The organism is Sphingomonas sp. MJ1 (PH-R8) (genome assembly GCF_048058635.1).
GTDB lineage: Bacteria > Pseudomonadota > Alphaproteobacteria > Sphingomonadales > Sphingomonadaceae > Sphingomonas.
This window is the reverse complement of the sequence record NZ_JBBEFX010000002.1, coordinates 1-12,312: the sequence shown is the minus strand read 5'-3', so window position 1 is coordinate 12,312 and position 12,312 is coordinate 1. Positions and strand designations below refer to the sequence as shown.

General features: G+C 70.8%; 15 protein-coding genes. 9 read left to right on the top strand and 6 right to left on the bottom strand.

Translation table 11 applies throughout. The annotated features are described in order from the left end of the window. The 3 genes from lysA to VPH46_RS01745 are packed head-to-tail and all read left to right on the top strand — an operon-like array spanning position 1 to position 2,985. The gene (gene lysA / locus VPH46_RS01755; protein WP_416608368.1) at positions 1-1,263 is read left to right on the top strand and encodes a diaminopimelate decarboxylase; all 1,263 of its coding nucleotides are present in this window, start codon (positions 1-3) and stop codon (positions 1,261-1,263) included. Between the two features lies 1 nt (position 1,264). Next, positions 1,265-2,029, top strand: coding sequence for a siroheme synthase (locus tag VPH46_RS01750; protein ID WP_416608366.1), 765 nt, complete (start codon positions 1,265-1,267; stop codon positions 2,027-2,029). Next, a complete protein-coding gene (locus VPH46_RS01745) occupies positions 2,026-2,985 on the top strand; it encodes a CorA family divalent cation transporter (protein WP_416608364.1) in 960 nt (319 codons plus the stop codon). The genes VPH46_RS01750 and VPH46_RS01745 overlap by 4 nt, the downstream gene beginning before the upstream one ends. A 28-nt stretch (positions 2,986-3,013) precedes the next feature. Here VPH46_RS01745 and VPH46_RS01740 read toward each other — a convergent pair whose 3' ends face one another. From VPH46_RS01740 to VPH46_RS01730, 3 genes are all read right to left on the bottom strand, one after another. Then, complete coding sequence (locus VPH46_RS01740) at positions 3,014-3,676, bottom strand: hypothetical protein (protein ID WP_416608362.1); 663 nt, start codon at positions 3,674-3,676, stop codon at positions 3,014-3,016. A gap of 153 nt (positions 3,677-3,829) precedes the next feature. Next, positions 3,830-4,177, bottom strand: a complete 348-nt coding sequence (locus VPH46_RS01735; protein ID WP_416608360.1) for a hypothetical protein — start codon at positions 4,175-4,177, stop codon at positions 3,830-3,832. 73 nt (positions 4,178-4,250) lie between these two features. Continuing rightward, the gene (locus VPH46_RS01730; RefSeq protein ID WP_317894370.1) at positions 4,251-4,535 is read right to left on the bottom strand and encodes a hypothetical protein; all 285 of its coding nucleotides are present in this window, start codon (positions 4,533-4,535) and stop codon (positions 4,251-4,253) included. Between the two features lie 405 nt (positions 4,536-4,940). Between VPH46_RS01730 and VPH46_RS01725 the strand changes: the two genes are divergently transcribed. Next, positions 4,941-5,114 carry a DUF465 domain-containing protein gene (locus VPH46_RS01725; protein ID WP_125961282.1) on the top strand — a complete coding sequence of 58 codons (174 nt, stop codon included), beginning with the start codon at positions 4,941-4,943 and terminating at the stop codon, positions 5,112-5,114. A gap of 97 nt (positions 5,115-5,211) precedes the next feature. After that, positions 5,212-5,646 carry a hypothetical protein gene (locus tag VPH46_RS01720; RefSeq protein ID WP_416608357.1) on the top strand — a complete coding sequence of 145 codons (435 nt, stop codon included), beginning with the start codon at positions 5,212-5,214 and terminating at the stop codon, positions 5,644-5,646. Between the two features lie 52 nt (positions 5,647-5,698). On the opposite strand, the gene VPH46_RS01715 is transcribed toward VPH46_RS01720, so the two are convergent. Together VPH46_RS01715 and VPH46_RS01710 are read right to left on the bottom strand one after the other, a co-directional pair. Beyond that, complete coding sequence (locus tag VPH46_RS01715; RefSeq protein WP_416608355.1) at positions 5,699-6,925, bottom strand: Gfo/Idh/MocA family protein; 1,227 nt, start codon at positions 6,923-6,925, stop codon at positions 5,699-5,701. A gap of 80 nt (positions 6,926-7,005) precedes the next feature. Then, positions 7,006-7,545, bottom strand: coding sequence for an NADPH-dependent FMN reductase (locus tag VPH46_RS01710; RefSeq protein WP_239436717.1), 540 nt, complete (start codon positions 7,543-7,545; stop codon positions 7,006-7,008). 114 nt (positions 7,546-7,659) lie between these two features. On the opposite strand from VPH46_RS01710, the gene VPH46_RS01705 reads away from it, so the two are divergent. The 4 genes from VPH46_RS01705 to VPH46_RS01690 all read left to right on the top strand — a co-directional run bounded on the left by VPH46_RS01705 (position 7,660) and on the right by VPH46_RS01690 (position 11,673). Further along, positions 7,660-7,869 (top strand): ParD-like family protein, encoded by a 210-nt coding sequence (locus tag VPH46_RS01705; protein WP_132883979.1) that lies wholly within the window; start codon positions 7,660-7,662, stop codon positions 7,867-7,869. Position 7,870: 1 nt separating this feature from the next. After that, complete coding sequence (map, locus tag VPH46_RS01700) at positions 7,871-8,683, top strand: type I methionyl aminopeptidase (protein ID WP_416608353.1); 813 nt, start codon at positions 7,871-7,873, stop codon at positions 8,681-8,683. Positions 8,684-8,691: 8 nt separating this feature from the next. Further along, a complete protein-coding gene (locus VPH46_RS01695; RefSeq protein ID WP_416608351.1) occupies positions 8,692-9,603 on the top strand; it encodes a LysR family transcriptional regulator in 912 nt (303 codons plus the stop codon). A gap of 84 nt (positions 9,604-9,687) precedes the next feature. Beyond that, a complete protein-coding gene (locus tag VPH46_RS01690; protein WP_416608349.1) occupies positions 9,688-11,673 on the top strand; it encodes a TonB-dependent receptor domain-containing protein in 1,986 nt (661 codons plus the stop codon). Between the two features lie 67 nt (positions 11,674-11,740). Here VPH46_RS01690 and VPH46_RS01685 read toward each other — a convergent pair whose 3' ends face one another. After that, the gene (locus tag VPH46_RS01685) at positions 11,741-12,046 is read right to left on the bottom strand and encodes a TonB-dependent receptor (protein ID WP_165890046.1); all 306 of its coding nucleotides are present in this window, start codon (positions 12,044-12,046) and stop codon (positions 11,741-11,743) included. Between the last annotated feature and the right edge of the window lie 266 nt (positions 12,047-12,312).

Sequence of the window (12,312 nt, the reverse complement as noted above, 5' to 3'; positions counted from 1 at the left end):
ATGGACAATTTCCAGCTGCGCGACGGCGCGCTCCATGCCGAGGACGTGCCGCTGGCGGCGATCGCCGACGCGGTCGGCACCCCCGTCTATGTCTATTCGACCGCGACGCTCGCCCGCCACGTCGCCGTGTTCCGCGAAGCGCTGGCCGGCCTCGACGACCCGCTGATCGCCTTTGCGGTCAAGGCCAACCCCAATGGCGCGGTGCTCGCCACCCTCGCCCGCGCCGGGCTCGGCGCCGACGTCGTCTCGGGGGGGGAGCTCGCGCGCGCGCTCCATGCCGGGGTGCGGCCCGTCGACATCGTCTTCTCCGGCGTCGGCAAGACCGCCGAGGAAATGGCGCAGGCGCTCGACGCGGGCATCGGCCAGTTCAACGTCGAGTCCGAACCCGAGCTCGACATGCTCTCCGCCGTCGCGACGGCGCGCGGCGTCACCGCACCGGTCGCGATCCGCGTCAATCCGGACGTGCTCGCCGGCACCCACTCAAAGATCTCCACCGGCGGCGCCGACAACAAGTTCGGCATCCCCTATGATCGCGCACTCGCCGCCTTCGCCCATGTCGCGGCGCTGCCCGGCCTGGAGGTACGCGGCGTCGCCGTCCACATCGGCAGCCAGCTCACCGACCTCGGCCCGCTGGAGGCAGCCTTCGGCCGCGTCGGCGCGCTGATCGCCGAGCTGCGCGCGGCCGGCCACAGCATCGTTACCGCAGATTTGGGCGGCGGCCTCGGCGTCCCCTACGATCCCGCCAAGCCCGCGCCGCCCTCGCCAGCCGCCTATGGCGCAATGGTCCGCCGCGCCACCGCCGGCTGGGACGCGCGCCTGATCTTCGAGCCCGGCCGCCTCATCGTCGCCAATGCCGGGGTGCTGGTGTCCCGCGTGATCCGCGTGAAGCAGGGCGCCAACGCCCCGTTCGTCATCGTCGACGCGGCCATGAACGACCTGCTGCGCCCCAGCCTCTACGACGCCTATCACGCGATCGAGGCGGTGGCGCCCACTGGCCAGCGCGAGACCGTCAACGTCGTCGGCCCCGTGTGCGAGACCGGCGATACCTTCGCCACCGGCCGCACCATGGACCACGTCGTGGCGGGCGATCTCGTCGCCTTCCGCACCGCCGGCGCCTATGCCGCGTCCATGTCGAGCACCTACAACTCGCGCGCGCTCACGCCCGAGGTGCTGGTCTCGGGCGATCGCTTCGCCGTGGTCCGCGAGCGCCCGTCGATCCGGTCGATGGTCGAGGCGGACGTGCTGCCGGACTGGCTCGCCTGACATGATCGGCCTGCCGGTCCTGCTGCGGCTGGCCGGCAGGCCGGTGATCCTGAAGGGCGTCGGCCCCGCCGCCGACGCCAAGCGCCGCCTGCTCGAACGCGCCGGCGCGCAGGTGGTCGAGGATCACCCCGCCGCCCGCCTCGCGGTCGTCGCCCTCGCCGACGAGACGCAAGCCCACGCCGCCATCGCCGCGCTCCGCGCCCGCGGCATCCTGGTCAACGCCGTCGACCGGCCCGAGCTCTGCGACTTCACCCTGCCGGCGATCGTCGACCGTGATCCGCTGCTGGTCGCGGTCGCCACCGGCGGCATCTCCGCCGGCCTCGCCGCTGCCGTCCGCCAGCGGCTCGAGACGCTGCTCCCCGCCGGCCTCGGCCGCCTTGCCGAGCAGCTCCACGCCGCCCGCGCTGCCTTGCGCCAGCGCTTTCCCGACGGCGACGCCCGCCGCCGCGCGCTCGGCACCGCGCTCTCCGCAGGCGGTGCGCTCGACCCGCTGACGGCACATGATGACGACGCCGTCGCCCGCTGGCTCGACACCGCCGAGGCGCCGCCGTCCGAGCACGTCCGCATCACCCTGCGCTCGCCCGACCCCGACGACCTCACCCTGCGCGAAGCCCGCCTGCTCGCCCGCGCCGACCGGCTGGTCCACGCCCCCGACGTGCCCGCCGCCATCCTCGACCGCGCGCGCGCCGATGCCGATCGCCTGGCCGGCGACACCCCCCCGCCCGACGCCCCGGGCCTTACGATCCTGCTGGAGATGCTGCGTTGAACGGCTTTGCGATGCAGGTGAAGGACGGCACGGCCCGCACCATCTCCCTGGAGGATGCCGTCACCGCAGACGGCGCGCTGGTGTGGATCCACCTCCATGGCGAGGAACCGGCGCTGCGCCCCTGGCTGGAGGGCGTCGCCGGCCTCCCCGCCTGGGTCATCGACCCACTGGTCGCGGTCGAGACGCGCCCGCGCTGCACCGCCATCGAGAACGGCGCCTTCGTCAACCTGCGCGGCCTTTCGCCCGACGATCTCGCCACCTCCGATCCGCTGGCCTCGGTGCGCCTCTACGCCGCCGCGGGCCGGGTGTTTTCGGTCACCCGCCACCGCCTCACCGCGATGCCTGCGGTCCGCGAAGAGGTCGAACAGGCCCGGGTCGCCGACCCGGGCGACCTGATCGTCGCCTTCGCCGAGGAGATCACGGGCGAGCTCGACCCGCTCGTCGCCGACCTCGGCGACACGCTCGACGACTGCGAGGGGGAATTGAGCGCCGACCGCGTCTTCGAGCTGCGCCGCATCGTCAGCCGCGCCCGCATTCAGGCGATCGGCTATCGCCGCTTCCTCAGCCCGCAGCGCGCGGCGCTCGAAAAGCTCTCGGCGCTGCCCGGCGACTGGCTCGGCGCCGACGACCGCCTCCACATCGCCGCCGCGGCCGATCAGGCCGCGCGCATGGCGGAGGAACTGGAGGCGATCCGCGAACGCGCCGCGCTGATTCACGAGACACTCACCGATCTGCGCGCCGAACAGATCGACCAGCGCTCGCTCCAGATCGCGATCGTCGCGATGGTGTTCCTGCCGCTGACCTTCCTGACCGGCCTGCTCGGCATGAACGTCGAGGGGATCCCCTTCGCCCACGAACCCTGGGCCTTTGCCGGCGTGATCGGCGTCTGCGTCCTGCTCGCTGCCGGCATCACCGGCTGGTTCGTCCACCGCCACTGGCTGAACCGCGCAAGCTAGGCGCGACGCCGCCGTCCGCCCTCTTGGGCTAGCCTGCGGCTGCCGAGGTCCGGCTCGCCTCGACGATGCGATAGGAGGCGGTGGCCAGGATCGCCCGCAGCCCCGGATAGTTGAAGCGCGCCGTCTGCCCCTTCGCCATGCACGTCTCCACCACTGGCGTGAGGGTGCGGATCGCCGCGCGTTCCGCCTCGCTCGCAACCGGCGTCGCGAACAGGGCCGCGACCTCGCGGGAGGCCGTGCGCGCGACGCAGTTGGCCGTCCGGTCGGTCTCGCCCAGTGTCTTCACCGCCGTCTTGGCCGGGTCATAGGCAAGCGCCTCCGGCAGGTTGCCGGCATGCGACAGCAACTCCTCCGCGACCGCGCCCGCAAACAGCACCCCGGCGAACCGGCCCTGTTTTCCGGGCGAGCAGCTGGCGTTGGACAAGGCGAGCTTCCGGAGCGCCTGCTGATATTGCGGCGTCGTATAGTCCATCTGCAGCAGCGCCGCCGCCTTGGCGGGCGCGCGTCGCGCCGCACAGCGCCCGAACGCCTGCATCTCCGCCAGCGAGGCCGGGTCCGCCGCCGTCCGCGCGCGCGCCGGGCGTGCGGTCTCGCCGGCGAGGTTCGGGGATGCCGAGGCGAGCGATGGCGCGCGCTCCTGCGGAACCTGGGTCTGCCCCAGCAGCAGCGCGGCGATCACGGCCGCGATCACTGCACGCCTCCCCGGCCCACCGACTCACCTGCCTTTGCGATGCTGACGTGCATTCGGCCGCCTCCCTCAAAGCGCGACGTTCCGTGCCTCGGCGCAGGAACGCCTTCTGCGCAAAGCTGATCGCAAATCCCGCTCGGCGCAAGCAGGATCGCTCTAGCGCCGCGTTCCGCGCCGAAGCCGCGCCGCCAGCGCCGAAACCGCCGCCGCCGGCAGCGCCAGCGCACCCAGGATCAGCACCCCGGCGACCCAGAGCCCGCCGCTCTCCCCGTTTGCGATCCACAGCACCGGCAGCTGGGCAAGGGTGATCAGCACGCCGGCCGGCCACCCCGGCTTCCGCCAGAACCATCCGGCGACTGCCGACAGCGCAAGCGACGTGGGCACCCACAGCCGCCAATAGGCTTCCGCATCCCACGGCTCGCGCACCCCTGCCAGCCGGCACGCGCCGAGCCAGCAGAGCGCGCTTGCGACCACCAGCAGGAGCGCCTTCAGCCAGGTCGGCACGGGTGCCCCTCGCACGAGGTCAACGCCTAACCGGCACCGGCTGCCTCCTGCCCGACCGGCGGGAGGCTCGGGGCTATGCTGCCGAGAACAGCGCCAGCGCCACGAGCGCCGGCACCCCGATCAGCAGGATCATCAGCACCAGGCTCAGCGCGCCCGGTTCGTCGCGCGTCGGGGCGGCGCGGAACGATGCCAGCGCCTCCTCGCGGCCGGCGTCGGTGCCCTCCATCTCCAGGTGGAAGGTGTTGGAAAAGAAATGCTCCGGCCGCATCACCAGCTCGCGCGGCGCGGGCTCGGCGTGGATCTGCGACGCATCCGCCACCGGACGGCGCGCCGGGGTCATCGAAACTGCTTCGGTCATGACAGGGATTCCGCTTACTCGAGGACCGGGCGCGCAGGGCGCGTCCCGACGTTCGGATCGAATAAGTCCCGGGCCCGGGCGGCACGCCGCCGAACCCGGGCTACGCGCGCGCGGCGAGTTGGCCGGCGTGGTCGCGGAAGCGCTGATATGTCGCCTGTGCGGACATGGACGAAGGGTGATCCCGCCGGCCGGCTTTGTCAACCAGACCCACTTTGTTACACGCCAGTGCCTTGACGGAGGCGCACCGCACCCTAGCTTGAGGGTGCGGGCCGGGCCCCTCTGGCGCTTCTCCTTCGGGAGAAACGTGATGTCGGACCGCATCGGGTGATCTCGATGTTGGCCTGGCTTCCTGCCCCCTTTCATCGCCGATCATCCGATCTTTCAATCTCGGATTGGAGAGAGGCTTTGAACACCTTCGTCTACAGACTCACCCAGCTGCACCAGCGGCTCGACGAGCAGATCCGCGCCGAAACGAAGCGGCGCACCCCCGACACGCTGAACCTGCTGCGGCTGAAACGGCTGCGCCTGCGTGTGAAGGATCGGCTGCACGCCATGAGCCGCCGCCCGCAGCCCGCCTGACCGGGCCCGCCGCATCCACCCCGCCGGCGGCCCGCGGGCGATGGCATCAGTCAGCGCCCGCCCCCGGCCCCTTTTCAGACGATCCGGAAGTCTCATCATGTCTCTAGCAATCGGAGCGATGCTCCTAGCCGCCGCCACCCCGGCGGGCGCGCATCAGGTCACCGTCCAGCACCCCTCCGGCCCCGTGCAGGCCGACTATCGCGGCACGGTTCAGGTCGAGCACCGCCAGCTGGGCACGGTCGCCCCAGGCGGGCGTCCCTCGACGCTGCGCTGCGCCTGGACCGCGCACCTCTCGGTCGATCGCGCCGCGACGCGCGGGCAGGACGCCTCCTTCTCGCGCAGCTTCGTCCGCAACGACGTGGCGAGCGGCAGCCGCCCGGGCTGGTGCAGCACCAATCGCGACGCGATCGCGCGCGACGTCGCCGCACGGGTCGGCGACACCGGCCGCCACCTCGCGCTCGCAGCGGGCGAGGACCGGCCCATCCTCGATGCCGAGCTGGACCGGCTGCCCCCGGCACGGTCCACCAGTTGATCCGGGCGCGGATCCCGGGCCGCCGGCAGGAACCGGCGGCCCGTGAGCCCGATCAGCCCCGCATGCGTCCGTCCGGCGCCAGCTTCACCGTCTGGCCGCGCTCCGCCGACGCGTAGATCGCCTCCATCAGGCGGAGGTCGCGCAGCCCCATTTCTCCTGGCGTCCGGATCGGCGAGCCGGTGCGGATGGCGTCGGTGAAATGGTCGAGCTGCCCCGCGAACTGCACCTCCGGGTCGCCGGGGGCGAACTCGCGTCCCCCGCGCCCTTCGATCCACATCTTCTGGCCCGAATAGCTGGTCGCCGGGTCCATCTTCAGCACGCCCTCTGTGCCGCGCACCTCGGCGAAGTTGATGCCGGCCGAGTCATAGGACGTCACCAGCTGTGCGACCGCACCCGACGGGAAGCGCCATTGCGACGACACATGCGCCAGGATCTCGGCAAAGCGCGGGTCGCCTGAGGGGCGGAAGGTCGTGGCGCTGATGCTCTCCGGCATCTCGCCGGTCAGGTAGAGCGCCGACTGCAGGCCATAGATGCCGTAGTCCTCCAGCGGCCCGCCGCCCGCCAGCGCCCGGTTCGCGCGCCAGTTCTCGGCCGGGCTCGTCGGCCCCATGCGATAGGATTGCTCGGTGCGCAGCAGCCGGATGGTGCCCACCGCCTTCTGCCGCATCAGCCGCATCGCCTCGACGTTGTACGGCTCGAAGTGGGATCGATAGGCGATCATCAGCTTGCGGTTGGCGCGCTTGCCCGCCGCGATCATCCGCTCGCACTCCGCGCTCGAAAGCGCCATCGGCTTTTCGCACAGCACATGCTTGCCCGCGGCAAAGGCGCGGATCACCCATTCGGCATGCAAGCCGGTCGGCAGCACGACATAGACCGCCTCGATCCGCTTGTCGGCGGCGATCCTGGCGAAGTCGTCATAGGAATAGCGCGCGTCCGCGGGCACGCCATAGGCATCGCCCACCTGGCGCAGCTTCTCCGGATTGCCCGAGACGATCGCCGCGACATGCGCCCGCTTCGCCTGGGGAAAGCGCGGCATCATCTGGTTGAGCGCATAGCCGCCCAGCCCCACGATCGCGAAGCCGACGCTGTCGGCGGCCTTGCGCGCCGGCGGCGTGGCAGGAAGCTTCGCCCCGCCCGGCAGCGGCTGTCCCGCCAGCTTTGCGCCGCCGCTCCCCTGGACAAGCGTGGTCGCCGGACCTGCCGCGGCGACCAGCGAGGCGGCCGCCACGCCTCCCCCGGCCTGGAGCAACCCTCTTCGCGTCACCACGCTCTCCACCATCGCCTGTCTCCTTGTCGGGAACTGCTGTGTCGGTACGTCCTGCCTTGCGAATGTCGTGTCGATGTACGTGAAGCGCTGCCTCAGCCGCGCCCCACGAAGCCCATGATCTGCCCCACCATGGTCGCGATCTGCGGCTCGGCCTCGTGGATCGCATTAGGGCTCGCCAGCGTGTTGATCGCAACCCCCATCGGCGTCGGCCAGCCGCGCAGCGCGTGCGCCACCGTGCGCAACGTCCCCAGCGTCGCCACCGCCGCCTGCCAGCCTGCCGCCGTCGCGATGATCCCCACCGGCAGCCCGTCGAAATAGACGCGCTCGTCGCTGCGCATCAGCTCGACATGGTCGAGCGCGTTCTTGACCAGCCCCGACAGCGTGCCGTGGTATCCCGGCGATCCGATCACGATCCCGTCCGCATCGCGCAGCGTCGCCAGGAACGCCGCGATCACCGGGTTCTCCAGCGCGCTTTCGGGCTCGTAGTTGGGAAAGTCGATCGCCGCCCCGGTCAGCAAGGTGGTGCGCGCCCCCAGGCTCTCGGCCTGGGCGAGCGCGATCTCCAGCGCGCGGGCAGTGCCCGAGCTGGCGCGGAGCGTTCCGCCGATGGCGACGATATGCGGCTGCTTCATGGTCCCGGCGCTACCGCAAAGCCGCACCGCATGCCAGCCGGCGGTGCCCTCCGGTTGACCGGCCGATATACGATCCATATACGCTTCGCATATCCACTACCGCAAAGGACCCCCATGGGCATCGTGAAGATCGACGACCACCTCCATGCAGAGGTGCGCCGCGCCAGCACCGTGATGTGCCGCTCGATCAACGCCCAGGCCGAGTTCTGGATGAAGATCGGCATGCTCGCCGAAGCCAATCCCACCCTCTCCTTCAGCGACATCGTGAAGGCAGAACTCGCCGCCGCCGTCGACCTGCCGCCCACCCACGCCGCGGCCGCCTGAAATGGTGAAGACCCCGGCAGAACTCGCGCTGATGCGCATCTCGGGCAGGCTGCTCGCCTCGGTGTTCGAGATGCTCGACGGCCAGGACCTCGCCGGCATGTCCACCCTCCAGGTCAACGACCTGGTGGAGCGCTTCATCACCGACGACCTCGCCGCCCGCCCCGCCAGCAAGGGTCAGTACGGCTTTCAGTACGTCCTCAACTGCTCGATCAACGAGGTGGTCTGCCACGGCGTCCCGAGCACGCAGGACATCATCCGCGACGGCGACATCATCAACCTCGACATCACGCTGGAGAAGAACGGCTTCATCGCCGATTCCAGCAAGACCTACATGGTCGGCACCGTCAATCCGGCCGCGCGCCGGCTGGTGCGCGTCGCGCAGGAGGCGATGTGGGAGGGTATCCGCCAGGTCCGCCCCGGCGGGCACCTGGGCGACATCGGCGCCGCGATCGAGCGCCATGCCAAGAAGAACGGCTATTCGGTCGTGCGCGAATATTGCGGCCACGGCATCGGCCGCGAGATGCACGAGGAACCCTCCGTCCTCAACCACGGCCGCCCCGGCACTGGCCCCAAGCTGCGCGAAGGCATGACCTTCACCGTCGAGCCGATGCTCAACCAGGGCAGCCGCCGCGTCGCCACCGCCGACGACGGCTGGACCGTCGTCACCGAGGACGGCCGCCTCTCCGCCCAGTTCGAGCACACGGTCGCGGTGACGCGCACCGGCGTCGAGGTGCTGACGCTGCGCACCGACGAGACGGCCAGCACCGGCAGCCGAAAGGACGCCCGTGTTGCTATCGACAGCCGTTCGCAATAACGGGGTTTGTGCACCTCCCCTCGCTCGACCTCAACCTCCTGGCCATGTTGGCCGTGCTGCTGCGGACGTGCAGCGTCACCGCCACCGCCCGCAAGCTCGGCCTCAGCCAGCCGACGGTCAGCCGCTCGCTTGCCCAGTTGCGCAGCGCGATCGGCGATCCGCTGCTGGTCCGCGTCGGCAACCGCATGTGCCGCACCGCGCGCGGCGACGCGCTGCTGGAGCCGGTCAGCAGCTGGCTGGAGTCGGCCGCCGTCCTGATCGAGTCGCCGGAATTCCAGCCGGCCTCGCTGCGGCGGCGCTTTCGCATCGCCGCCACCGACTTCGGCGTGATGGCGGCGATCACTCCGGCGCTGCCGGCGATCCTGAAGGCCGCGCCCGAGGCCGCGATCGACATCGTGCCGCTGCCGTTCGAGCCCGCGGCGGCGCTTGCCGCGGGCGACATCGACCTCGCCGTCTCCGGCCTCGACTATAACCCCGCGCAGCTGCACGGGCGCGCGCTGTTCACCGACAGCTTCGCCTGCCTGATGCGGCCGGAGCATCCGCTCGCGACCGGGGACGGCGCGCTGACCCTGGACCAGCTGCTCGGCTGCGCCCACCTCGGCATCACCGTCAGCGATGCCGAGGTGGAACGGCTGGACCATGTGCTGGGGGAGGTCGCGCGGGCGCGCAAGGTCAGCGCCCGCATCCCCTATTTCCACGCCGCGGCCGGGGTCATCGCCGGCAGCGACCTCCTCATGATGCTGCCGCTCCGGGCAGCCCGCACCTTTGCCCGCGTCCACGGCCTCGCGCTGCGGCACGCCCCGGCCGAGGTCGGCACCCTCCACTACACCCTCCTTTGGCACGAGCGGAGCGCACAGGATCCGGCGGTCACCTGGCTCGCCGACCGGCTGGGCACCGCCTGCCATTCGTCCAGCGAATAGCCGATATACGCTGCGGACCCCTTGGCGAACGGCGCCGCTGCCGACAATGAGCCTGCGACTTATTCGCAATAGCAGGGGGAATGCATGTCTCGCTTTGGGTGGCTCGCCGGAACGGCGACCCTGACGCTCGCCGCAGCGGTCGCCGCGCCGCTCCACGCCGAAGAGGTGCCCGCCGGGCAGCAGAGCCTCAACACCGACGAGATCGTCGTCACCGCCACGGCCCGGGAACAGCAGGTCAAGGACGCGCCTGCCTCCATCAGCGTCATCACGCGGGAGGATCTGGAGCGGCTTCCCTATCGCGAGGTGACGGACGCGCTGCTGGAAATCCCCGGCGTCACCGTCACCCCGGGCGAGGGCAACAGCCGCGACATCTCCATCCGCGGCATGGCACCGCAGTACACGCTGATCCTGGTCGACGGCAAACGCCTGTCCTCGCGCGAATCGCGCACCAACGGCGGCAGCATCAGCGAAGGCGGCCTGCTCCCCCCGCTCGAGGCGATCGAGCGGATCGAGGTGGTCCGCGGGCCGATGTCCTCGCTCTACGGCTCGGATGCGATGGGCGGCGTCGTCAACGTCATCACCCGGGCCATATCGGATCGCTGGCGCGGCAGCGCGCGCGTCAACGGCACGCTCCAGCTCGGCGACGACTTCGGCAACGTCTATGACGGCAACTTCTACCTGTCCGGGCCGCTCGCCGGCGACGCGGTCGGCATCCAGCTCCAGGGTTCGCGCAACCGGCGCAGCGAGGACGACGTGATCGGCGGCACGCCGGAGCGCCACGACGATTCGATCGCGGGCAAGCTCGGCTTCGATGCCGGCGCCGACCACCGCTTCCTGGTGGAGGGCGGCTATTATCGGCAGAAGACCATCTCCACCGCCGGCAAGACCGTCGAGGCGAGCGACACCGTGCCCGAGGGCACCCAGGACACCATGACGCAGAAGCGCTGGGTCGCGTCGCTCAGCCACAGCGGCAAGTGGGGGTTCGCCGCGTCCGAAAGCTACCTCCAGTATGAGGATGCCGAGCACGTCGAGGGTGAGAAGCGGATCAAGAACACGGTCGGCCAGTCGATCTGGACGGTCCCGCTGCCCTCCAACATGCTCAGCATCGGCGCCTTCTACCGCAACGAGGACCTGACCGACCTCACCGGCAACCGCCTCAACGGATCGACCCGCACGGGCGCCAGCCGCACCAACTGGGCGCTGTTCGCCGAGAACGAGCTCGCGGTGGTGGACGGGTTCAAGGTCACCGGCGGCCTGCGCATGGACGACGACGAGCAATATGGCACCCACTGGACGCCGCGCGTCTATGCGGTGTGGAACCTGACGCCCGACTTCACGCTCAAGGGCGGCTATTCGCAGGGCTTCCGCGCGCCCAACCTGCGCCAGACGCTCGAGGACTGGGGCCAGACGAGCCGCGGCGGGACGATCTACGGCAACCCCGATCTGGAGGCGGAGACCTCGCGCACCTTCGAGGCGTCGCTGCTCTACGACGGCGACGGGTTCCAGGCGAGCCTGTCCGCCTACGACACCCGCTTCAAGGACAAGATCACCCGCGTCACCTGCGAGGAAGCGGCCGCCTGGTGCGTCGATGAACCGCTGAGCACGATCGGCCGGCCGCCGACCACCTATGTCAACGTGGACCGCGCGCGGGTTCAGGGCATCGAGGCGACGGTGGACGTGCGCCTCACCCCGACGCTGCGCCTCAACGCCTCGGGCACGCTTACCGATTCCGAGCAGCTGAGCGGCGCGAACGCCGGTGCCGCGCTCAATGACACGCCCAAGCAGCAGGCCAGCGCCTCGCTCAACTGGAAGCCGGCGGGCGGCTTCAGCGGCTATGTCCGTGCCATCTTCCGCGGCGAGGAGGCCGTGACGGAGGCGCAGATCAGCGGCGAGAACGTCGTCGCCGCCTCCTACACCACCGTTGACATCGGCGGCAGCTACCGGCTGACGGAGGCCGTGACCCTCCACGGCGGCATCCAGAACCTGTTCGACAAGCGGCTGGACTATGCCGACTATGCCTATGTGATCGATCCGGCCCGGCTCTGGCTGGGTCTTGCCGCGCGCTTCTGATCGCGCCGGCAGGGAAGCGCCATGGGCGCGGCAGGCCGGCTTCCCCCGGCCGCCGCGCGCGCGGTTCTCAGAAGAACAGCTTGCGCACGCTGATCCGCACCGTCCGCCCGAGCGGATCGAGGAACCCGCCCTGGTAGCTCAGCGGCACCGTCCCTTGTGCGCTGGTCACTTCCTGGCGCTGGTTGAAGATGTTGTCGACCGACAGCGTCACCCGCGTACCGCGCAGCCACGGATGGTCGCGCACCAGTGCCGGCTGCTGGCCCAGGTTCGCGAACAGCCGCAGGTCGGCGGTGGCGAGCGAGCCGAAGCGAAGCTGGTCGTTGCCGGTCGTGCCGCCGTTGACCTCGGTCGCGCTCTGCCAGTTGGCGCTCACGCGCGCGCCCAGCCCGTTGACGACATAGCCGCCCTGCAGCTGGATCTGGTGGCGCGGCTGGCCGCCGCGGCTTCCCGATGCAGAGCCGTTGAGCAGGTCCAGCTCGGGCAGCCCCTCGCGGATCAGGATCGAGTTTTCGAACTGCCAGGTGTGATAGGCCGCGAACTGCAGCCGCCCGCCGGCCCCGCCGCCGCCGCGCGGGCCGGCGCGGAGAGAGTGTAGGTCGCGGTGGGGGGCGTGTCAGTAGGGGGGGGGGGGGGGGGGGG

Coding starts and splice junctions, on each gene's coding strand:
- lysA (WP_416608368.1), top strand. CDS start 1: ATGGACAATTTCCAGCTGCGCGACGGCGCGCTCCATGCCGAGGACGTG.
- VPH46_RS01750 (WP_416608366.1), top strand. CDS start 1,265: ATGATCGGCCTGCCGGTCCTGCTGCGGCTGGCCGGCAGGCCGGTGATC.
- VPH46_RS01730 (WP_317894370.1), bottom strand. CDS start 4,535: ATGACCGAAGCAGTTTCGATGACCCCGGCGCGCCGTCCGGTGGCGGAT.
- VPH46_RS01720 (WP_416608357.1), top strand. CDS start 5,212: ATGTCTCTAGCAATCGGAGCGATGCTCCTAGCCGCCGCCACCCCGGCG.
- VPH46_RS01715 (WP_416608355.1), bottom strand. CDS start 6,925: ATGGTGGAGAGCGTGGTGACGCGAAGAGGGTTGCTCCAGGCCGGGGGA.
- VPH46_RS01710 (WP_239436717.1), bottom strand. CDS start 7,545: ATGAAGCAGCCGCATATCGTCGCCATCGGCGGAACGCTCCGCGCCAGC.
- VPH46_RS01705 (WP_132883979.1), top strand. CDS start 7,660: ATGGGCATCGTGAAGATCGACGACCACCTCCATGCAGAGGTGCGCCGC.
- map (WP_416608353.1), top strand. CDS start 7,871: ATGGTGAAGACCCCGGCAGAACTCGCGCTGATGCGCATCTCGGGCAGG.
- VPH46_RS01690 (WP_416608349.1), top strand. CDS start 9,688: ATGTCTCGCTTTGGGTGGCTCGCCGGAACGGCGACCCTGACGCTCGCC.